Raw genomic sequence first — 21,862 nt, 5'->3', positions numbered from 1 at the left:
TCACGCCACTGTTCGCTAGCGTACATAGCGATGGTGCAGTGCAAAAAAACACCCCTCCGCACCATGAACGTGGCTCAGGTAAACGTCAAAGGCGGCCAGTGGCCGCCTCAAGCAGAACCGGTTTCCCCCCAGGCTGCTCAGGACAGGGCGATACCGCCTTGCAAATGGTAAGCCTCGGCATAGCCCAGGCTGCGCAGGCAACCGGCGGCGCGGGCGCTGCGGTTGCCGCTGCGGCAAAAGAACACCAGCGGGGCCCGCTCGGCCCGCGCCAGCCACGCCGGGAGCTCTCCCGCCAGCCGGCTCAGGGGAATGCTGACCGCGCGCGGGCCGGCGAACCGGGCGGTCGCCGCATGTTCGTACGGTTCACGGACATCGACCAGCAGCGCGGCGGGGTGCTCGCGCAGCAGGCTTGCCACGGCGGCCGCATCGAGATGCATGCCGGCGAGCGATGCCGGGGCGGTATTCGCGGGCGGCACCGAGCACAGCGCCGGTGGCGCATCGGGCCGCGCATCCCTTCCCGGGCACAGCAGGATATTCGCAGGCAGCAGGTGCGCCAGGCCGGCAGGATCGGCAGCGCCGATGAAGGCGTGGCGCGGCGCTTCGCCGTCCGGGCCCAGCAGGTAGCACAGGCGGCCGGTGCCGGACGCCATGCGGCGCAGGCATTGCGCGCCCAGGCCCAGGCTGTCGCCGGTGGCCGGCCACCCCGTGCCGTCGTGCGTGGACAGCCGGACCGCCTCGCGATAGCCGTGCGCGCGCAGCAGCGTGCCGATGCGGTCTTCCAGCGCCGGTTGTGGATCGATCACGGCGCAGCTGCCGCTGGCGGCATCGAACACCAGCCACGTGTGGCTGCCGCCGGCGCTCAGCTGCAGCAAGCCGTCCGGCCGTGCCGCCGTCGGTTCGCCCAGCATGCCGGCCTGGCGCAGGGCGTCGCCGCAGCGGGCGATGCGCGCGCAGGCTTCCTGCACGGTGGCCTCTTCCATCAGCGGGCCGAACGACAGCCGCACGGCATTGCTGCTGCGCCATTCGGGCAAGCCCATTGCCTCCAGCACATGCGACGGTTGCGCCTTCGCGGCGGAGCAGGCACTGCCGGCCGATACGCGCACGGCGGCGGCGTCGAACAGGTCCAGCAATTCCTTGCTGGACAATCCCGGCACGGAAAAATTGAGCGTGGTCGGCAATGCCTTGTCGAAGGGGGCGTTGAAGACGATGCCTGGCAGGGCCTGGCACAGCGCATCCGCCAGGCGGTCACGAAACACGCACAGTTCGGCATGGGAGCGGAACGTGGCGCCGTCCGGCGGGCTGCCCGGCTCCAGCGCCGCCAGCACCGCGCCGAACCCGGCGATGCCGGCCATGTTTTCGGTGCCGGAACGCCAGCCCGTCTCCTGGCCGCCGCCCTTCATCAGCGGCGTGAACGGTGCCCCGGCACGCACGTACAGCATGCCGACGCCCTTCGGCGCATACAGCTTGTGGCCGGAAAATGGCGCGTAGTCGATGCGGGTGGCGGCCAGGTCGAGCGGCAGCTTGCCCAGCGCCTGCACGCAGTCGACCATCCACAGGGCCGGGCTGTCCGCCAGCGCGGCGGCGATGCCGGCCAGGTCCGAGATCACGCCGGTCTCGTTGTTGGCCGCCATCGTGCAGACGAACGCGGCGTGTGGTGCCAGCCGGCGCAGCGCGGCAAGATCGTGGCGCCCGTCGTGCCCCACCGGCAGCGGCACGAGTTCCAGGTCCAGGCCCAGCAGTGCATTCCAGTGCGCCAGGCTCTCCGGTACGGCCTTGTGCTCGGTGGCCCCATAGACCAGCAGCGTGCCCGCCGGTTCCCCCGCAGTCCGGCGTGCCCGCACTGCGCACAGCGCGGACAAGACCGCGGTCTGGATGCCTTCGGTGGCGCCACTGTTGAACATCAGCCGGCCGGGGCCGGCTCCGAGCAGGCGGCAGGCGCGTTCGCGCGCGGTGTCCAGCAGCGCTTTTGCCTTCACCCCCGTGGCGTGAGTACTGCTGGGGTTGCCATACCGCTCCGCCATGGCTTCCGTGGCGGCCCGCAGTGCGGCGGGGAGGACGGCCGTCGTGGCGTTTCCGTCGAGATAGATTTCATTGTCCATCCATCCAGCTTAACGGACATCGGCGGAGCAGCCATGCCAAATAGCCTTGTATAGACCGCATAATGAGCATGTTTGTTCTTATTAATTGGGAAATGCAGCATGGACGATCTCGACAAATTCGATTACGCGATCCTGGGCGCGTTGCAGGTGGATGGCACGCTGTCCGTGGCCGACCTGGCGGTAAAGGTTGGATTGACCAGCACGCCCTGCTGGAAGCGCCTGAAGCGCCTGCAGGACGACGGCTACCTGGACCGCCGCGTCGCCCTGGTGAACCGCCGCAAGGCCGGCTTGCCCGTCACCGTTTTCGTCAGCGTGCGCACCAGCCAGCATGACGAACAATGGCTGGCCAGGTTTGCCGCCGCCGTCGTCGCGCTGCCCGAAGTGATGGAATTCCACCGGATGAGCGGCGATGTCGACTACCTGCTGAAGGTGGTCACCACCGATATCGACGGCTACGACCGGTTCTACAAGAAGCTGATCCGGGTGGCCAACCTGACCGGCGTCTCGTCGGCTTTTTCGATGGAACAGATCAAATACACGACCGCGCTGCCGCTGGATCTGGTCGCGCATGGGGTCGCCATGGGATAATCAAAAGATGCGTGTAAGATCTTTGTTTAGTGTTTTGCTGCCCGCACCCAGCACGGCCAGCATCCAGGAACGCCTGCGTGCCAGCGTCGGCGCCCTGCTGGGACTCTTCGTGACGGGCACGGTCGCCCACCTGATGCTGGGTGACGATGCGATCTGGCTGGTGGCGCCGATGGGTGCCTCGTCGGTGCTGCTGTTCTGCGTACCGGCCAGCCCGCTGGCGCAACCCTGGTCCGTCATCGGCGGCAACGTCATCTCCGCCCTGGTCAGCGCCGCCTGCGTGCGCTGGCTGGGCCACCTGTTGCCGATGCCCGCGCTGGCGGCGGTGGGCACGGCGCTCGCCATCGCCGTGATGTTCTTCACGCGGTGCCTGCACCCACCCGGCGGCGCGGCGGCACTGACGGCCGTGATCGGCGGCCCTGCCGTGCATGCGGCCGGCTTTTCATTCGCGCTGGGTCCGGTGCTGGTGGATTCGGTGCTGCTGGTCGCCGCGGCGATCGTCTACAACAACCTGACAGGGCGGCGCTATCCGCACGCGCAGACGCTGTCGCATCCGAATCCGCATGCCACCAAGGATGAGGTGCCGACCGTGCGGCTGGGCTTCAAGCCGGAAGACCTGGATGCCGTGCTGCGGCGCTATGGCCAGGTGCTCGACATCAGCCGCGACGACCTGGAAGCGCTGTTCCTGCAGACCGAATTGCGCGCCTACCAGCGCCGCTTCGGCGTGATCACCTGCGGCGACATCATGTCGCGCGACGTGGTGACGGCGGAATTCGCCACGCCGCTGACGGAGGCATGGCACGCGATGCGCGAGCGCCATATCGCCGCCCTGCCCGTGCTCAATCCGGCGCGGCGCGTGATCGGCATCGTCACGCAGAGCGATTTCCTCAAGCACAGCGGCTTGGACGACTACCGCGGCATGCGTGAAAAGCTGAAGGAGTTCTTGAAGCCGACCGGCCTGTCGCATACGGAAAAGGCGGAAGTGGTGGGCCAGATCATGACGGCGCGCCCGCGCGTGGCGCAAGCCGATACGCCCATCGTCGACCTGGTGCCGCTGATGGCCGACGCCGGACTGCACCACATCCCCATTGTCGACGCCAACGAGCGTTTCGTCGGCATCGTCACCCAGTCGGACGTGGTGGCCGCGCTGTACGAACACCGGCTGGCCGAAACCACGGAACCGGCCTGAGCGCTGCAAAACGCCAACTACAATCCGGTGACAAAAAAACCGGGGACAGGCTCCGATTTCCGAAAAACGGTGACAGTCACCATTTTTCCAGAAATATTGCAAAAGAATCGGAGCCTGTCACCATTTTTCCGATCCGGTGACAAAAAAAATCGGGGACAGGCTCCGATTTCCGAAAAACGGTGACAGTCACCATTTTTCCGATGCCGCTTGGTTAAGCGTTACTCGACGCTTTGAAAGCGCACGCTTTCACCCCAACAGCGAAGGGCCGGGGTCAGACCCGCCGGGTCTGACCCCAGAATTTGCACTTGGGCTGGAAGGAGAGATAGCCTGCAGGCCATCCCCGTTACGCAGGCGACGAGCCATGCTCGTCGCCCCCCTGCTTCACCACCGGGTTTCCGGAAGCGGTGGCGATTACGCTGCGTGCGCGAACTTGTCGCTGCCGCGGCGGCGGCTCACCAGCGCCAGCACGGCGCCGCCGGCCAGCAACATGCCCCAGGTGCCCGGTTCCGGAACCGGCGACACCTCGGCGGCGCCGATCGCGGCACCGTACCAGTTCTCATACACGGGCGTCGTGAAGTACAGGTCGGTGAACGTGCCGTTCAGGCGCACCACGCCATTGCCTTCGGCGCCGCTCACGACATTGCCGGAGACCGTCACGCCACTCCCGCCCCACGGGCCGCTACCCTGGCTGAGCAGGTCGATCTTGTTGACGCCCTGGAAGGTAAACGTGGCGGCACCGTTGAAGGCGCCAAGGCTGAGGAAGGCGACATAGGGATTCACGACAGCCGACGAAAAATGAATGTGGTGCTGCAGGGCCGACGCACCGCCGGCAAGCTGCAGGAAACCGTTCGAGCCGGGGCCGTTGCTCACTTCTTCGCTGGTGAACGTTGCCGGGAAGGCGGAGAAGTAGTCGGAATGCGAAATGCCCGCCGCGCCGGTATAGGCGACATCGATCGTCTTGCCGTCCTGGACCAGACTGCCGGCGTTGCCGCTGCTCCAGTCGATCCAGCTCACCGGATCGGCGGAAGCGTGCAGCGGGACAGCCAGGGTGGCGGCCAGCAGGCCGGGACCGAACAGTTTTTTCATGCTTGCTCCTGAGGGAAATACATTGAAGTAGGGTGTGTTATTGGAACCGCAACTGCTGAGCTGCCATTCTAATGACATGCTTGCAAGAAAAAAATCTATAAGACAAAGCAATACAATTTCGCGACCAGGCGCGACAATTCCTCCGCCCCCGCCATTCCCTCGTGACAATGGATCGCTTATGCTTGCGCGATTCATTGCCACTCCCTCAACCTCTGGACATCACGCATGAAGCATTACCTCAACCTGGGCACGCTGACCGCGGCCCTGCTGCTGGCCTTCGGTCCGGCACACGCCACGCCACCGGTCCACAAGGCCGGCGGCAAGGTATCGGCCGCCGTATCCGCGGCGGAAAGCCGGAAATTCCTGGCACTGGCCGACGAGTACTACGACGCCATCGCCCGCTTCGAGCCGGTGTACGCCACCGACAACGGCGACAACCGCTTCGACGACCAGATCGGCATGGCCATCGCACCGGCCGAACGGGCCAGGCAATTCGCCCGCTACCACGACTACACCCGCCGGCTGGGGGCGATCGACCGCCACAAGCTGACGCATCGCGACCGCATCAACTACGACGTGCTGGCCTTCGAGCTGAAAACGCTGCTGTCGTATGAACCGTATCCGGGCCACCTGCTGCCGCTCAGCCAGATGGACAGCATGCCGGTGACCCTGGCCAACTTCGCCAGCGGCGAAGCGTCGCAACCGCTGACCACCGTGAAGCAGTACCGCGCTTACCTGAACCGGCTCACGCAATTGCCGGCCTGGATCGACCAGGCCATCGCCAACATGCGCGAAGGCATGCGCTCCGGCGTCACGCAGCCGAAGGCGATCATGGTGTCGGCGCTGCCGCAGTTCAAAAAGCTGGTCAGCACGGCGCCGGAACAGAGCATCTACTACAGCCCCGTCACGCGCCTGCCGGCCGGCTTTTCCGCCGCTGACAAGGCCGCGTTGACAGCCAACTACCGCGCCGCGGTGGCGCAACTGCAGCCCGCGCTGGCGCGGCTGGCCGCGTTCATCGAGCACGACTACATTCCGGCCTGCCGCACGTCGACCGGCTTTTCGGAAGTGCCGAATGGCCGCGCCTGGTATGCGGTGCGCGTGGCCGAGTCCACCACCACCGACCTGGCGCCGCAAGCGATCCACGAGATCGGCCTGAAGGAGGTGGCACGTATCCAGGCCGAGTTCGCCAAGCTGGGCCCGCAACTGGGCTATGACGGCCCCGCGGCCGGCCTGCCGGTGTGGGTTTCGCAACAGCCGCGTTTCTTCCCGTTCAAGACGGAAGACGAGGTGCAGGCCGTGTACCGCAAGCTCGATGGCGTGCTCGATGAAAAGCTGCCGGCCATGTTCACGCTGCTGCCGAAGGCCAGGCTCGATTTGCGGCTGGAACCGGAACTGTCGCGCGACACGGCCTCCGACCATTACACGGCGCCGGCGGCGGATGGCTCGCGGCCGGGCGTGTTCTGGTCCGTCGTCACCGATCCGGCAAAGTACGGCAGCACGGGCATGACGACGCTGTTCCTGCACGAGGGCAAGCCGGGCCACCACTTCCATATCGCGCTGATGCAGGAGCTGGGCTTGCCGAACTTCCGCAAGTTCGGCGGCAACACGGCATTCACGGAAGGCTGGGCGCTGTACGCCGAGACGCTTGGCCGGGAAATGCGCCTGTTCGACGATCCGGCCCAGTACTTCGGCCACCTGAACGATGAACTGCTGCGCGCGACGCGCCTGGTGGTCGATACCGGCATGCATGCGAAAGGGTGGTCACGCGAACAAACGATCCAGTACATGAAGGACACGCTGGGCTACGACGCGGTGGCGCGCAGCGAAACGGAACGCTACATGGCCTGGCCGGGGCAGGCGCTGGCGTACAAGATCGGCGCATTGAAGATCATGGAGTTGCGGCAACGGGCGCAGGCGGCGCTGGGCGATCGGTTCAGCCTGCCGGCTTTCCATGAACAGGTGCTGGGTGACGGCACATTGCCGCTCAGTTTGCTCGAAGCGAAGATCGACGGCTGGATCGCGCAGCAGCGCGTGCCTTGATCGTCAGTGCCTGGCCAATACGCGGCATTGTTTGGGCACGCGTGTGTTTGCCAGGTGAAGTGGAATGGGTACTGGTCTCTCGGCGCGGTGGCGCGCGTCGGGACGCCGGGCTGTCTTCGATTGCTCCCCGCATCAGTTCTTCAGGGCGTAGCGGCCGATGCGCTTCAAGACCAGTTCCGGCAATGCCTTGATCTGCTTGGTGTGGCTGGCAAAGACCAGCTGCTGGCGCCCTCTCGCCACCAGTTCGCCGTTGGCGTAGAAACGAAACTCCAGCCAGAACGAGCAACGCTTGATGTCATAGCTGTTGACTTCGCAGGTGATGTCCTGGAACGGGAACGTCTCCTGCAGGAAGTCCTGCTCCGCATGCTTGGTGATGAACACCCCCTCCTGTTGCAGCATGTCGCGTGAAATGCACTCGTAGAACCATTTTTCGCGGCAGATCCCCTGCCATTCGAAATAACGCGCAAAATACGTATTGCCATAAGCATTCGAATCCTTGAGGTAGATCGATAGCTGGTGATGGAACGTCAGCGCCGCGCTGGTCTGGGCTTCGCTCGCTACGTTGGCATGCATAAACATGATGTTCTCCTGGGAAGTGGAAGCCGGCCGCCGGCAAGGTGTTTGAAAGGATGCAGAACACCTCTACTTTTTGCCTTAAAGCATTATTCCCTTTTGACTAAACGCAACCTTTAGCCAGATACGGGGAACTTGGCACGCACTGCACAATTTTCTGTTGCTAAGATCGCTTGCCTGTTCACTGTCATCTCCCCAAGGAGCGCGCATGTATTCGATCTTGCCGGGATTGGTCTCGCTGGTATTCATCAGCTACGGCGTATACGTGCTGAATTCGCGCGGAGCGAACCGTGCCAGCCTGACCTTTTTCCTCATCTGCATCACCACGTTCTGCTGGCAAGCCACGTGGGCGCTGATGTTCCAGGTCACGAACCCGGACACGGCGCTGATCCTTGTGCGCCTGGGCTACCTGCCGATCCTGTTCCTGCCCACCACGCTGTACCACTTCATCGCGGAACTGACGGGCCGCCGCAGCGAACGCCCCTTCGTGCAAGCCAGTTATGCGCTGGCCGGCGTGCTGGCGCTGCTGATTCCTTCCACCGAGTGGCTGCTGTCCGGCCTTTACACCTATTTCTACGGTTTCTATCCGCGCGCCGGCTGGCTGCACCCGGTGCACCTGCTCCAGACGGTGGTCGTGATCCTGCGCGGCCTGTACCTGCTGTACCGCCGGCAGCAGGTGGCGCTGTCGACGGAAAAGGCGCGGCTGCGCTATTGCCTCGTGAGCATCCTGATCTATGCCGTGGCATCCATCGACTACCTGTGCAACTACGGCGTGGAGTTCTATCCGCCGGGCGTGCTGTTCATTGCCGCCAGCCTGGGCCTGATCGCCCAGGCGATGGTGCGGCACAACCTGCTGGCCGATCCGCTGGCCACCGCCGCCAGCATCGCGCACGAGGTCCGCACGCCGCTGGCCACCATCCGCAGCCAGTCGCGCGTGCTGGCGCGCAGCCTGCCGGAACTGATCGCCGGGTACCGGCGCTCGCAGGCTCCCGGCCTGAACGAGGAACAGCTCGAATACCTGAGCGAAATCGCGCGGCATATCGAGGCCGAAGTATCGCGCTCGAATTTCATCGTCGACATGCTGCTGGCATCGGCCCGCGTGGGCTCGCTGGAACGCGACAATTTCGCGATGCACTCGATCAGGAAGGTGGTCGACGAGGCGCTGGCCTGCTACCCGTTTACGGAACGCGAGCGGGAAAAAGTCAGTACCCGGCTAAGCGACGATTACCGTTTCTACGGCTCCGATACGCTGCTGGTCTACGTGCTGTACAACCTGCTCAAGAACGCCCTGCACGCGCTGAAGACCAAGGGCGAAGGCGCGGTGGTGATCGAGTGCTACCGGGATTTCGACCAGAACATGCTGGTGGTTACCGATACCGGCCACGGCATCGCCGCCGATGTGTTGCCGCACGTGTTCGAACCGTTCTACACGACGCGCAAGACCGGTGGCGGCACCGGCATGGGCCTGGCCTTCTGCCACAAGGTGGTGACCGCGTTCGGCGGCACGATTTCCTGCGAATCGGAAGTGGGCCGCTATACCCGCTTCGCACTGGGCTTCCCGCTCGAGCGCGCATTGCCCGCGCAGGCGACCGGCCAGTGCCTGCCCGATGACATGCCGCTGCCCGACCGGGCCAAGTGAACTTCCGGCGAGTACGCCCCTTCGAGATCGATCCGCCTGATCCGTTTGCCTGATGACTTGCCTGGCTGTTCTTGCACGGCTTGCTTATCTCTCCGCCTGCGCATCCTGCACGATGCGGTCCAGGTCCGTCTCATCGCCCAGCACGAAGATCTTGCGTTCTTCCAGCATGGTCAGGATGAACCCCTGCTGTTCACGCACGCGCCGCTGGAAGTCCGGCAGCGAATACAGGTTCGGGTTGATCTTGCGGCGCAACAGCCGCTCCGCCACCGGCATCCGGTTCAACAATTCCCCATAAGTGGTGTTCTCGCCGATCAGCAGCAACTCGACGGCATCCGCGCTCGCTTCCTGTTCCCTTGCCGTTTTGCCGTACACGAACGCCACGTTCAGCGACTTGCGCAGCGGCCCCAGTGTGGAATGCAGCACGCTGAGCAAGCCGAACGTCTTCTTGACGATGCTGGTCAATTCCTCGTAGACGGGGCTGTCCTTGTTGGGGCGGAACTGGCGCACATTGCCGATCCGTTCGGAGATGATCAGGCCCGATTCGTGCAGCCGCTTGAGCTCGCGCTGGGCCGATGCGCTGCCGAGCCCAGTCTGGCGCATGATCTCGTTCAGGTGAAATCCTTCATTCACCCGCACAAACAACAAGCCCAGCAATTTTTGCTGGGCGGGAGTAAACAGGGCCGATGGAATCATGGACCAAATCTTAGCATGATGGCCGTGGCGTCCGGTCCGGCATGGCCGTTCCTGCGCGCTACAATATCCCGATCCGTCCACCATCGGGGAGCCGCATGAAACGCACGATCGCCCTTGCCTTGCTGGCAGCCTGCACCAGCGCTGGAACACTGGCCGCGCCGGCCGGCACCAGGGTTCCGGCAGAGAAAGCCCCCGCTGCCGCGCCGTACCAGCGCCAGGCGTATGTGATCCCCTACAAGCAGTTCACGCTGCAGAACGGCCTGACACTGATCGTGCACGAAGACCACAGCGTGCCGGTGGTGGGCGTGAATATCTGGTACCACGTGGGCTCCCGCAACGAGAAGCGCGGCAAGACCGGCTTTGCGCACCTGTTCGAGCACTTCTTCTTCAACGGATCGGAAAACCATCCGCACGGCTTCCGCGAAGCGATGGACGACCTGGGCGCCAACAACCGCAACGGCACGACCAATACCGACCGGACCAATTTCTTCGAGGACGTGCCCGTGTCGGCGCTGGAACGCACCCTGTACCTGGAAGCGGACCGGATGGGGTTTCTCGGCAATTACATCTCGAAGGAGATGCTCGAACGCGAACGGGGCGTGGTGCAGAACGAAAAGCGCCAGGGCGAGAACCAGCCCTATGGCAGGGTGCACCTGGAAAAGTCGGCCAGGATGTATCCGTATTCGCACCCCTATTCATGGCCGGTGATCGGCAGCATGGAAGACCTGGCGGCCGCGTCGCTGGACGATATCCGCGAGTGGTACCGCACCTACTACGGCCCGAATAACGCGGTCATCTCGCTGGCCGGCGACATTACTCCGGAGCGCGCGCTGGCGCTCGTGAAGAAGTACTTTGAATCGATCCCGCCCGGCCCGCCACTGCCGCGCCTGGAGGCCTGGGTGCCGCGGCTGGACGGCAATGTGCGCGATGAAATGGAAGACCAGGTGCCGCAGGTGCGCATCTATCGCAGCTGGCATGTGCCGGGCTGGCGCGATGCCGACGTGGCCAGGCTCGGCATGGTGTCCGACGTGCTGGCCAATTCCAGGAATGCGCGGCTGAACCGCCGGCTGATCGACGAGAAGAAGCTGGCCACCGGCGTCTCGTCGGGTCTCGACGTCAATGAACTGTCGAGCACATTCGACATCGCCGTCACGGTCAAGCCCGGTGTCGATCCGGCGCTGGTAGAGCGGGAACTCGACGCGGTGGTGGCCGAACTGCTGGACAAGGGACCGACCGCGCCTGAAGTGGCGCGCGTGAAAGCCAGCACGCTGGCGGCGTTCGCGCGCGGCATCGAGCGCCTGGGCGGTTTCGGCGGCCGCTCGGACGTGCTGGCCGAAAGCATGACCTACGGCGGCACGCCGGATGCCTACCTGAAGCAGCTCGACACGCTGTCGGCCGCCCAGCCGGCCGCGCTGAAGGCGGTGGCCGCGCAGTGGCTGCGCGCCGCGCATTACACGATGACGGTGAAACCGTTCGCCAAGGTGTCCGCCGCCGCGCCGGCCGTGGACCGGAAAGTGCTGCCCGCGCTGGGCGACGCACCGGACGTGAGATTCCCGGCGATGCAGAAGGCCACGCTGTCGAACGGTGTGAAAGTGGTGCTGCTGGAACGGCACGCCGCCCCGATCGTCAACGTGGCGCTGGCCATCGATGCGGGCACGGCGGCCGACACGCCGGACAAGGCCGGGCTGGCCTCGCTGACGCTGGAGTTGCTGGACAAGGGCACCAGGGCTCGTGATGCCTACCAGATGTCGGACGCGCTGGAATCGCTGGGCGCGCGCCTGTTCACGGGCACCGGGTCGGACATGTCGCTGGTGCGACTACAGGCGATGTCCGCCAACCTGGCGCCATCGCTGGCGCTGCTGGCAGAAGCGGCGCTGGCGCCGGCCTTCCCCGCCGACCAGTTCGCGCTGGCGCAACAGCGGCGGCTGGCCGGCATCGCGCAGGAAAAGGCGCAGCCGAACGCGCTGGCCCTGCGCACCCTGCCGGCCATCCTGTACGGCGCCGGCAGCAGCTATGCACTGCCCGCGTCGGGCTTCGAGCACTCCGTGGCGAGCCTGAAGCGCGACGACCTGGTTCGCTGGCATGGCGAATGGTTCAAGCCCGGCAGCGCGACCATCGTGGTGACCGGCGACACGACGCTGGCGCAGGTGGTGCCGCTGCTGGAAGCGTCGTTCGGCAAGTGGCAGGCCGGCAGTGCTCCCGCGAAGGCGGCCGCCACGGCACCCGCGGCGCCGGTGGCGAAGCGCATCTACCTGATCGACAAGCCCGGCGCGCTGCAGTCGACCATCCTTGCCGGCCACCTGTCACTGCCGCCCGGCCAGCCGGAAGACCTGGCGATGGAACCCGTGATGCAGAATTTCGGCGGCATGGCGACGTCGCGCCTGAACCGCAACCTGCGGCTGGACAAGCACTGGAGCTATGGCGGCGTGGGCCGGCTGACCAGCGTGCGCGGCCCGCGCAACTTCTTTACCCTGATCGCCGTGCAGTCGGACAAGACGAAGGAATCGATGATCGAGGTGAACAAGGAAATCCACGACATCGCCGGCAAGCGGCCGATCCAGGGCAACGAGTTCACCAGCATCATGCGAAACATGACCTCGCGCCTGCCCGGGCGTTTCGAGACGATCAACGCGCTGGAATCGGCCGCGCTGGAAACCATCAACCTGGGGTTGCCGGAAGATTACTGGGCGAATTACGCCAGTGGCATGCGCAGCTTGAGCGCCCCGCAACTGGCCGGCGCCGCCGCGAAATTCATCCGCCCGGACGATGTGGTGTGGCTGGTGGTGGGCGACCTGAAGAAGATCGAGCCGCGCATTCGCGAACTGGGCTGGGGAGATATCGTGGTGCTCGACAGCGATGGCAAGCCCGCTCGTTAAACGGTGTTGCAGCAGTTCAATGACATTCGGCAAGGTTTGCGCCAGATCAAAATGACGCACCCTCGCTTGCGTAGCATGGCATTTCCTGTTGGCATTTATCTGATGATTTATCTGATCACGCTGCGCCGGGCAGGATCCGATCACGACAAGGGACCATCATGAACCGAACCTACCTGCAAGCCGTCGCCCTCCTGCTGGGCACCATCGCAACGACCGTCATTGCCGCCGAGTGGCGCTGGGAACCGGTGAGTGCCGGGGATTACCTGGTCATCGTGGCGCCAACCGCCTCGGCCACGGCGGAGGATGCCACGGCGGGCGGCACGGAGCCGCGGCATCAGGCGATCGTGCACTAGGTGCGGCGAAATTCGCTGAGCACAGTCTTAGTCAGCTATTGGTGAAACCGGCTACTTCCCGGCAGGTTATGCGACGAGCCTCCTGGACGTTATTTCCTGCATAGGCTGTCGTGACTTGGGCGTGTACTGACTGCTTGCCGTTTTGCGGCGCGGTTTTCAGAATTTTTGCCGTGAACATTGCACGTCACGCCGTCGCTGGCTTGGTGTATCTATCGCTATATCTAGTGTACCGCCTAATCCGGTCCATTGTCCGGTCGAGTACGAAGATTGCCAGTAGCGAATCGAGACGGTCTCGTAGCACATTCTTTAACGGCACCCAAAAATCACCTAGCAGGTCCGGGCTGGGCAGAGTCTTATTTTCAGCGATGCCAACTATGTCGATTAGCGCCCGGTTCCGTGCGGCACCGCGGTCGTCTGTTCCGCCGGAGGCCGGCCCCAAACGTATACATTCCGCTTGCAGGAAGCCAAGTTCCGTCTGCGCTGATGGTCTCGCTCCTGAGGTTAAGCCGAACGGTATCGATAAAGGTAGCGCTTGGGTCCCCCAGCGCGGTCCTTCGACGACCAAGACAGCAGCAAACAGCAGCGGCCGGACCCCGGCGACCGCGCGAAAGGAGACGCGGGACTTCGCCGGAACTGGTCGAGTACACCGGCTCGCGTAGTCATTACATGCCTGTGGTATGTTTGGAACTGGCATGACATCAAGAGAAAAATTATTCGAATCAAGAACGACACCCTTCGGTGCCGTTCTTATTGCGCCTGAGGCTACATAGCAGATCAGCCTTCTTCGTCCTCGTGGTGGTGCTGTTCTGCGGGATCATCGGCGCCCGTAGCTCTGCACCGACTTTGGTTTGACGTTCAGCCTACAGCAGTGAGTCGCGCTCTTCTGCTTCCCTCAGGTGAGGCAAAGCGGGGAATAGCATCTATTCTGAATACAGCTCTTGCCAATTGCGCTCTGTTGATAGACCATACTCTTTCTACGACTTTTCTAAGAGCATATGCCTCATGCCGAAAACGCAAAAGCCTTTGTAGAAGCCTCGAATTCCAGCTCAAATTATCTCCTTAGGGCCTACTGTGGGCTGGTCGCTCTGGAATTAGTTCTGAAAGCTGAAATTGGCCTCAAGGACCACGACGTTCCGAGCGGACTAGCTAGACTTAACATAACGAAACCGAAGCCAGGTGGATTTAATCTAATAAGTCTGATTACTCAACTTCGTAATGCCATTGATGGGATCCAGGTGACTGGAAAAAATGGTGAGAGACGCACGGCGCCCCACGTTTCCTATCCCTATATTCGTTACACGGCATTCTTAGAGGATGGTTGGGCGCCCCCAGCATCAACTTTTGAGGATCTAAAGGAGCTGTCAACAACCGTGAGCCGAATCCGAAACTACCTTAGAAAAAATTACGGGTACGAGTTATGACCACAATTTCACGCTTTATTACCGATCTTCGAGAAAAATCCACCACTGATGTAGAGGTTAAATATCTACATCCGACCCTTTATGTCATATGTACTTCAGATGAATTCGAAGGGCTCGATGCTACTGGACGCGAAAAAATAATTGCCGAAAATGTTGAATTATCTGATGACGACCTCAAGACAGTCCGTCGCGCCGGAGCATTAGAGCTAGTTCTTTCCACTGCACATGAAAGAACGCACGAATTTGGATTTCTCGATGAGGCGGAAGAGGATCAAAGCTGGCTTTCTTGGTTTGATCCTCAGAATTGGGCTAGACACACCGAACCACCAATTCTCACCAGTGAAAGACGACGTGAAGACTACGACCCTATTAGAACAATTCATTTTTATGGATATAAGGGCGGACAGGCACGCTCCACCGTGCTCGTTATGCTAGCGAAATATCTTGCGACAATTGGTTTCCGTGTTCTTATTGTTGATGCGGATGTCGAGGCTCCCTCAGTAGATATGATGTTAGATGTTGCTACTGAAAACCTTAATTCGACACTCATGGGCGCATGCGGCTGGGGAACGGAAATCTTTCCTATTTCCGAAGCATATATTGGGAAAGAAGGTGGGAAGATTGATGTTATAGCGTGCAGGCCGAAATCCTCAGCTTTTGATATGGACTTTGCTGCATTTCTTCTTAATATTGGGATGGACGTCAGGACATTAAAGAAGGCTGCACGAAGCATACGCTCGTTCGCAGCAAGTGGGCCCGATAATCTACCCAGATACGATGTCTTGCTTATCGATCACCGCACGGGCATGGCGCCATCGGTTCTGCCTATAATGGAAGAATTACCAGGATCAGCTGCAATATTCGTTCGCCCTGATAGCTCGTCTAAAAACATTGAAAATAGCAAGCTCTTCGACGCCTTGCTCTCTTATGATGTCGACACTCCCGGTGTTTTCGTGAGCTTCTCTTTAGACCCTGTTGAGACATTATTGACGGCCAAAGGAGTCAAAGGAGCCTTTATTGAGAGGTTACTTGAGTCAATTGCTGACGCGTACGAGCGAAATGGTGGAGATATTGTTGACCCGAGTGAACTTGATAGGAATTGGGTATTATGGCACCACGATCGAGCGCTCCTGAGTGATCGGATGCCAGAACCGGATTCTTTGTCCAAGGACAATTTATCCTCCCTGCAACAACTCAAGGAAGTATTAGGGATTGATTTTCGTGTTCGAGCGGCCCTCCCGGAGAAGAATCTTACTCGAAGCGGTGCAACAGATGAAGGGTGGTTCATTCGTACTCCTGACGTATCGCGACTATTTAGCCTTGATAACAAGCTCTTATATATTTTTGGTCGCAAGGGTACCGGAAAAACTCGACTTGTTCGGGAACTATCAAATGCGCACTTGGGTGAACCATTACTGGTCGCTTCAGATTATGACAAGGCAGGTGTAGCAAGTCTAGGTCCGGCGTTCACGAGACTACTAAAAATTTCAAACAACAATTTTGAAGTTTTTTGGTGGCTGCTTCTTCGAATTGGCGTAGAAAGTAAATCAATGGGATTGGCAGAAATTAATCACATGATTGATCAATTCGAGGAACTTGGCAGGGACTCAGTATTAGAGTGCACCACGCCTTCCGAGATTGAAAAATTAGTCTCTGAAAGTGGTAGAAAGCGTGTTTTCTTAATTGATGGAGTGGAAACCGCAGTCCCTGCTGCTGACCTTCGACGTTTTGTGGAATCGTTATTTCGTTTCATGGCTTCGGTTCAGTATAACCAAAAAATATCGGACAAGTTAACAGTTCGACTCTTTTTACGATCCGATCTTTCGACGGGCGCGGTTCAAAACGTTGAACAGCAGATCGAGGGACGTGTTATATATCTCCGGTGGGACAAGACCTCAATTCTGAACTTTGCCTTAGGCCGCATCGCAAGTCTTTCCTGGTACCGTTCGACCTTTCCTACGGTGTGCTCACGCATAGATGAATTAGCATCGGCAATTGAGAAAGGTTCAGTACCAGATGAACAAACTGAGCAACTTCTCCTCGAAATCTTTCCGTCAAGTTTAGAGAGAAATAGGCTTAAGACCACTACATTCTTCTCCACCTATTTCTCAGATGCAGGAAGCGAAACCGATGAAAAAGCGTCATTTTATCCGCGACTATTCGATGTTTTCCTACGGAAAATTGTAGAATTTGCCGATCAAGAATACAAGGAGAAAACCTTACTCGATGGAAAACTTCTTAGCGGACTTGTATTGAAGGCATATGATATTGCGACTGAGAGTTTTATCAATGAAGTGCGCACTGAGCTTTATAATTTATTGACTCTCGATCCGGTAGACGACAAGAACCGTAGTATGGTTGATCGTCTTATCAATAGTTTTTCGGACGAACCGACTCCTTTTGTAGTTGAGAGGATGGTTGAGACTTTATCATCAAAAGTCAAACTTCCTCAGGAACGCATCAGAGAAGCGCTTGATGACATGAAAGCTATTGGTATGTTTGAAAATCGGCCTGGTTATCATGGATCGTGGCGAACAGGCCGCGTTTACAAAGCCGGTCTAAAAATGAAGTATGTTCGTTCACCTCGGTCGCCTAACTAACTGCAACCCCTTTGATAACCGAATTTTTCATACAAGTTTTACCAGACGTTAGCTATGTTTGTCAGCTGTCGGCGTTGTCCACCGCAGATTTCCGAACCTTGAAAAACGGCACTTTTCGGCGTCGTTTTACTAAGCCGCTAGTTGCACTAAAGCGTAGCCTAAGCCGTATCGCCAAGCAGTCGCCTATCACGTTTTCCTTCAGGCTACGCAGGCCGTGCCGAAGGACACTGTACACCGCTCCGCCAGCATGCCGGCATCTTTGGGCGAACCTGCTTCGAACAGTTCGGCAACGGGATAAAGACCACTGGCAATGTCGTGGCTGACAGTCAAAAAAAAACGGCACCTTTCCGGTGCCGTTTTCATTTTATAGCCCGAAGGCTACATCGAGGATCAGCCTTCGCCGCCCTCGTGGTGGTGCTGTTCCGCAGGAGCAGCATCCAGCGCTTCCAGCTCCGCACCAGCCTGGGCTTGACGCTCGGCTTGCAGCAGCGCGTTGCGCTCTTCCGCTTCCCACACTTCCTTCTCGCGGCGGGCGCGGTGGAAGGCCAGACCCGTACCGCCAGGGATCAGGCGGCCGACGATCACGTTTTCCTTCAGGCCGCGCAGGCCATCGCGCTTGCCCATGATCGCGGCTTCGGTCAGCACGCGGGTGGTTTCCTGGAACGATGCGGCCGAGATGAAGGAGTCGGTCGACAGCGATGCCTTGGTAATACCCAGCAGCACGTTTTCATACGTGGCCGGCAGCTTCGCCGCGGCATTCATCTTGTCGTTCTCTTCCAGCAGCTCCGAACGCTCCACCTGCTCGCCGACGATGTAGTCGGTGTCGCCGGCGTTCTGGATCTGCACGCGGCGCAGCATCTGGCGAACGATCACCTCGATGTGCTTGTCGTTGATCTTCACGCCCTGCAGACGGTACACGTCCTGCACTTCGTCGACGATGTAGCGGGCCAGTGCTTCGATGCCCAGCAGGCGCAGGATGTCCTGCGGATCGGCCGGGCCGTCCACGATCATCTCGCCCTTGTTCACCACCTGGCCGTCGTGCACCAGCACCTGCTTGTCCTTCGTGATCAGGAACTCGTGCTTGTTGCCGTCCATGTCGGTGATTTCCAGGCGCTGCTTGCCCTTCGTCTCCTTGCCGAACGCCACCGTACCGGTGACTTCCGCCAGCATGCCGGCGTCTTTCGGCGAACGTGCTTCGAACAGTTCGGCAACGCGCGGCAGACCACCGGTAATGTCGCGGGTCTTCTGCGATTCGGTCGGGATACGTGCCAGCACTTCACCCACCGATACCTGCTGGCCATCCTTCACCATGATCAGCGCGCCGACCTGGAAGCCGATCGCCACGGCGTGTTCGGTGCCGGCGATCTTCACTTCCGCGCCGTCGTCGTTCAGCAGTTTCACTTGCGGACGCACGGTCTTCGTCAGCGAACCGCGGCGCTTCGCGTCGATCACGACGAGCGTTGCCAGGCCGGTCACTTCGTCCACCTGGCGGGCCACGGTGACGCCTTCTTCGACGTTCTCGAAACGCACGGTACCGGCGTATTCGGTAATGATCGGACGGGTCAGCGGATCCCACGTCGCCAGCGGCACGCCAGCCTTGATCGTCATGCCATCCTTGACGATCAGCGTGGCGCCGTACGGCACCTTGTGGCGCTCGCGCTCACGGCCATGGTCGTCCGTGATCAGCACTTCGCCGGAACGCGAAATGACGATCTGGGCGCCCTTGCCGTTGGTGACGTAACGCATCGTGGCCGTGAAGCGCACGGTGCCGTTCGACTTGGCTTCGACGGACGATGCCACGGCTGCACGCGATGCCGCACCACCGATGTGGAACGTACGCATCGTCAGCTGGGTACCTGGCTCACCGATCGACTGTGCCGCCACCACACCGACGGCTTCGCCGGTGTTGACCAGCTGGCCACGGCCCAGGTCGCGGCCGTAGCATTTCGCGCACAGGCCGTAACGGGTGTCGCAGGTCAGCGGCGTGCGGACCTTGACTTCGTCGATGCCCATGCGTTCGATGTCTTCGACCATGTCTTCGTCCAGCAGCGTGCCGGCTTCGTACACGGTTTCCTGGGTTTCAGGATTGACCACGTCGTTGTTCGCCACGCGGCCCAGGATACGGTCGCGCAGTGCCTCGATGACTTCACCGCCTTCGACCATCGCCTTCATCAGCGTGCCATTGGACGTGCCGCAATCGTCTTCGATCACGACCAGATCCTGCGTCACGTCGACCAGGCGGCGCGTCAGGTAACCCGAGTTTGCCGTCTTCAGTGCCGTATCGGCCAGGCCTTTACGAGCACCGTGGGTCGAGATGAAGTACTGCAGAACGTTCAGGCCTTCGCGGAAGTTCGCGGTAATCGGCGTTTCGATAATGGAACCGTCCGGTTTCGCCATCAGGCCGCGCATACCGGCCAGCTGGCGAATCTGCGCCGCGGAACCGCGGGCGCCCGAGTCGGCCATCATGTAAATCGCGTTGAACGATTCCTGCGTGGTGCTGGTGCCGTCGCGCTTGACGACGTCTTCCACCTTCAGCTGGTCCATCATCGCCTTGCCGACTTCGTCCGAGGTCTTGCCCCAGATGTCGACGACCTTGTTGTAGCGCTCGCCCGCGGTCACCAGACCGGAAGCGTACTGCTGTTCGATCTGCTTCACTTCCGACTCGGCGGTCGCGATCAGCGTCTTCTTCTCCAGCGGCACCAGCATGTCGTCCACGCAGATCGAGATACCGGCGCGGGTCGCCAGGCGGAAGCCCGACTGCATCAGCTGGTCGGCGAAGACCACGGTGGCGCGCAGGCCGCACTTGCGGAACGACGTGTTGATCAGCTTCGAGATTTCCTTCTTTTTCAGCGGGCGGTTCAGCACGCTGAACGGCAAGCCTTTTGGCAGGATCTCGGACAGGATGGCGCGGCCGACCGTCGTTTCATAACGCGTGACGGTACGGACGAACTCGCCCGTTGCCGGATCGCGTGGATTCTCGACGATACGCACGGTGATGCGGGTAGCCAGCTCGACTTCCTTGTTGTCGTACGCTCGGATCACTTCCGACACGTCCGGGAACAGCATGCCTTCGCCCTTGGCGTTGATCGCCTCGCGGGTCGCGTAGTACAGGCCCAGCACGATATCCTGGGACGGCACGATCGACGGTTCGCCGTTCGACGGGAACAGGATGTTGTTCGACGCCAGCATCAGCGTGCGCGCTTCCATCTGTGCCTCGATCGACAGCGGCACGTGGACTGCCATCTGGTCACCGTCGAAGTCGGCGTTGAACGCGGCGCAGACCAGCGGGTGCAGCTGGATGGCCTTGCCTTCGATCAGCACCGGCTCGAATGCCTGGATACCCAGGCGGTGCAGCGTCGGCGCACGGTTCAGCATGATCGGGTGTTCGCGGATCACGTCTTCCAGGATGTCCCAGACGACCGGCTCTTGCTGCTCGACCAGCTTCTTGGCGGCCTTGATGGTGGTCGCGAGACCCATCAGTTCCAGCTTGTTGAAGATGAACGGCTTGAACAGTTCCAGGGCCATCAGCTTCGGCAGGCCGCACTGGTGCAGTTTCAGCTGCGGACCCACCACGATGACCGAACGGCCCGAGTAGTCGACGCGCTTGCCCAGCAAGTTCTGGCGGAAACGGCCGCCCTTGCCCTTGATCATTTCAGCCAGCGACTTCAGCGGACGCTTGTTGGCGCCGGTCATCGCCTTGCCGCGACGGCCGTTGTCCAGCAGCGAGTCCACTGCTTCCTGCAGCATGCGCTTTTCGTTACGCGTAATGATTTCCGGTGCGCGCAGTTCCATCAGGCGCTTCAGGCGGTTATTACGGTTGATGACGCGGCGGTACAGGTCGTTCAGGTCGGATGTGGCGAAACGGCCGCCATCCAGCGGGACCAGCGGACGCAGTTCCGGCGGCAGCACCGGCAGCACTTCCATGATCATCCAGTCCGGCTTGATGCCGGAACGCTGGAACGCTTCCAGCACTTTCAGGCGCTTGGCGTATTTCTTGATCTTCGCTTCGGACTTCGATTCCTTCAGTTCCACGCGCAGCGTTTCGGCATCGCGGTGGATGTCGATCGAGCGCAGCAGTTCACGGATACCCTCGGCACCCATGAAGGCGGTGAAGTCGTCGCCGTACTCTTCGTACTTGGCGGCGTAGTCGTCTTCCGACATGATCTGGCACTTCTTCAGCGGCGTCATGCCCGGATCGGTCACGACATATGCCTCGAAGTACAGCACGCGTTCGATATCGCGCAGCGTCATGTCCAGGACCATGCCCAGGCGCGACGGCAGCGATTTCAGGAACCAGATGTGGGCGACCGGCGAAGCCAGTTCGATGTGGCCCATGCGCTCGCGGCGCACCTTGGCCAGCGTGACTTCCACGCCGCACTTTTCGCAGATCACGCCGCGGTGCTTCAGGCGCTTGTACTTGCCGCACAGGCACTCGTAGTCCTTGATCGGGCCAAAGATCTTGGCGCAGAACAGGCCATCCCGCTCGGGCTTGAAGGTACGGTAGTTGATGGTTTCCGGCTTCTTGACTTCGCCGTAGGACCACGAACGGATTTTTTCAGGCGAGGCGAGACCGATCTTGATCGCGTCGAAGGTCTCGTTCGTCTGTACTTGCTTGAATAAATCGAGCAGGGCTTTCATGTATCACTCCAGGTAGTGATGAATTCTTCAGTTTTTTCGCGGCGCTTCCGCCAGCGAGTCGTGCAGGCTT

13 protein-coding genes are annotated in these 21,862 nt (G+C 60.9%); 7 read left to right on the top strand and 6 right to left on the bottom strand.

Annotated features, from left to right (window positions below; genetic code table 11):
* Positions 1-137: 137 nt before the first annotated feature.
* Positions 138-2,099, bottom strand: a complete 1,962-nt coding sequence (locus tag OU994_RS03490; protein WP_281609650.1) for an aminotransferase class V-fold PLP-dependent enzyme — start codon at positions 2,097-2,099, stop codon at positions 138-140.
* Positions 2,100-2,198: 99 nt separating this feature from the next.
* Here OU994_RS03490 and OU994_RS03485 point away from each other — a divergent pair, with 99 nt between their 5' ends.
* Positions 2,199-2,687, top strand: coding sequence for an Lrp/AsnC family transcriptional regulator (locus OU994_RS03485; protein WP_281609649.1), 489 nt, complete (start codon positions 2,199-2,201; stop codon positions 2,685-2,687).
* A 7-nt stretch (positions 2,688-2,694) separates the two neighbouring features.
* Complete coding sequence (locus OU994_RS03480) at positions 2,695-3,873, top strand: HPP family protein (RefSeq protein WP_373922540.1); 1,179 nt, start codon at positions 2,695-2,697, stop codon at positions 3,871-3,873.
* 411 nt (positions 3,874-4,284) lie between these two features.
* Here OU994_RS03480 and OU994_RS03475 read toward each other — a convergent pair whose 3' ends face one another.
* Positions 4,285-4,959 (bottom strand): PEP-CTERM sorting domain-containing protein, encoded by a 675-nt coding sequence (locus tag OU994_RS03475; RefSeq protein WP_281609647.1) that lies wholly within the window; start codon positions 4,957-4,959, stop codon positions 4,285-4,287.
* Between the two features lie 225 nt (positions 4,960-5,184).
* Here OU994_RS03475 and OU994_RS03470 point away from each other — a divergent pair, with 225 nt between their 5' ends.
* Complete coding sequence (locus OU994_RS03470; RefSeq protein ID WP_281609646.1) at positions 5,185-6,999, top strand: DUF885 family protein; 1,815 nt, start codon at positions 5,185-5,187, stop codon at positions 6,997-6,999.
* 132 nt (positions 7,000-7,131) lie between these two features.
* Here OU994_RS03470 and OU994_RS03465 read toward each other — a convergent pair whose 3' ends face one another.
* Complete coding sequence (locus OU994_RS03465; protein WP_281609645.1) at positions 7,132-7,578, bottom strand: thioesterase family protein; 447 nt, start codon at positions 7,576-7,578, stop codon at positions 7,132-7,134.
* Between the two features lie 202 nt (positions 7,579-7,780).
* On the opposite strand from OU994_RS03465, the gene OU994_RS03460 reads away from it, so the two are divergent.
* The gene (locus OU994_RS03460) at positions 7,781-9,211 is read left to right on the top strand and encodes a sensor histidine kinase (protein WP_281609644.1); all 1,431 of its coding nucleotides are present in this window, start codon (positions 7,781-7,783) and stop codon (positions 9,209-9,211) included.
* An 84-nt stretch (positions 9,212-9,295) separates the two neighbouring features.
* On the opposite strand, the gene OU994_RS03455 is transcribed toward OU994_RS03460, so the two are convergent.
* On the bottom strand, positions 9,296-9,904 hold the full coding sequence (locus tag OU994_RS03455; RefSeq protein WP_281609643.1) for an ArsR family transcriptional regulator: 609 nt from the start codon (positions 9,902-9,904) through the stop codon (positions 9,296-9,298).
* A 95-nt stretch (positions 9,905-9,999) separates the two neighbouring features.
* On the opposite strand from OU994_RS03455, the gene OU994_RS03450 reads away from it, so the two are divergent.
* From OU994_RS03450 to OU994_RS03440, 3 genes are all read left to right on the top strand, one after another.
* Positions 10,000-12,780: a pitrilysin family protein gene (locus tag OU994_RS03450; protein WP_281609642.1), complete on the top strand. Its 2,781-nt coding sequence runs from the start codon at positions 10,000-10,002 to the stop codon at positions 12,778-12,780.
* Between the two features lie 158 nt (positions 12,781-12,938).
* Entirely contained in the window at positions 12,939-13,133 is a 195-nt protein-coding gene (locus tag OU994_RS03445) for a hypothetical protein (RefSeq protein WP_281609641.1), read from the top strand.
* Positions 13,134-14,550: 1,417 nt separating this feature from the next.
* The gene (locus tag OU994_RS03440) at positions 14,551-17,154 is read left to right on the top strand and encodes an AAA family ATPase (RefSeq protein ID WP_281609640.1); all 2,604 of its coding nucleotides are present in this window, start codon (positions 14,551-14,553) and stop codon (positions 17,152-17,154) included.
* 198 nt (positions 17,155-17,352) lie between these two features.
* Here the strand turns inward: OU994_RS03440 and OU994_RS03435 are convergent, their stop codons facing one another.
* Positions 17,353-17,517, bottom strand: a complete 165-nt coding sequence (locus tag OU994_RS03435) for a hypothetical protein (protein WP_281609639.1) — start codon at positions 17,515-17,517, stop codon at positions 17,353-17,355.
* Positions 17,518-17,544: 27 nt separating this feature from the next.
* Positions 17,545-21,792 carry a DNA-directed RNA polymerase subunit beta' gene (gene rpoC, locus OU994_RS03430; protein WP_131148133.1) on the bottom strand — a complete coding sequence of 1,416 codons (4,248 nt, stop codon included), beginning with the start codon at positions 21,790-21,792 and terminating at the stop codon, positions 17,545-17,547.
* Positions 21,793-21,862: the final 70 nt, after the last annotated feature.

Source organism: Pseudoduganella sp. SL102 (assembly GCF_027856995.1).
GTDB lineage: Bacteria > Pseudomonadota > Gammaproteobacteria > Burkholderiales > Burkholderiaceae_D > Rugamonas > Rugamonas albidiflava.
This window is presented reverse-complemented; position numbering and strand designations above follow the sequence as displayed.

What these genes read in the sequence shown, in the direction of transcription:
- OU994_RS03475 (WP_281609647.1), bottom strand. Translation starts at nt 4,959, where the DNA reads ATGAAAAAACTGTTCGGTCCCGGCCTGCTGGCCGCCACCCTGGCTGTC.
- OU994_RS03485 (WP_281609649.1), top strand. Translation starts at nt 2,199, where the DNA reads ATGGACGATCTCGACAAATTCGATTACGCGATCCTGGGCGCGTTGCAG.
- OU994_RS03460 (WP_281609644.1), top strand. Translation starts at nt 7,781, where the DNA reads ATGTATTCGATCTTGCCGGGATTGGTCTCGCTGGTATTCATCAGCTAC.
- OU994_RS03435 (WP_281609639.1), bottom strand. Translation starts at nt 17,517, where the DNA reads ATGAAAACGGCACCGGAAAGGTGCCGTTTTTTTTTGACTGTCAGCCAC.
- OU994_RS03440 (WP_281609640.1), top strand. Translation starts at nt 14,551, where the DNA reads ATGACCACAATTTCACGCTTTATTACCGATCTTCGAGAAAAATCCACC.
- OU994_RS03455 (WP_281609643.1), bottom strand. Translation starts at nt 9,904, where the DNA reads ATGATTCCATCGGCCCTGTTTACTCCCGCCCAGCAAAAATTGCTGGGC.
- OU994_RS03450 (WP_281609642.1), top strand. Translation starts at nt 10,000, where the DNA reads ATGAAACGCACGATCGCCCTTGCCTTGCTGGCAGCCTGCACCAGCGCT.
- rpoC (WP_131148133.1), bottom strand. Translation starts at nt 21,792, where the DNA reads ATGAAAGCCCTGCTCGATTTATTCAAGCAAGTACAGACGAACGAGACC.
- OU994_RS03470 (WP_281609646.1), top strand. Translation starts at nt 5,185, where the DNA reads ATGAAGCATTACCTCAACCTGGGCACGCTGACCGCGGCCCTGCTGCTG.
- OU994_RS03480 (WP_373922540.1), top strand. Translation starts at nt 2,695, where the DNA reads ATGCGTGTAAGATCTTTGTTTAGTGTTTTGCTGCCCGCACCCAGCACG.
- OU994_RS03465 (WP_281609645.1), bottom strand. Translation starts at nt 7,578, where the DNA reads ATGTTTATGCATGCCAACGTAGCGAGCGAAGCCCAGACCAGCGCGGCG.
- OU994_RS03490 (WP_281609650.1), bottom strand. Translation starts at nt 2,099, where the DNA reads ATGGACAATGAAATCTATCTCGACGGAAACGCCACGACGGCCGTCCTC.
- OU994_RS03445 (WP_281609641.1), top strand. Translation starts at nt 12,939, where the DNA reads ATGAACCGAACCTACCTGCAAGCCGTCGCCCTCCTGCTGGGCACCATC.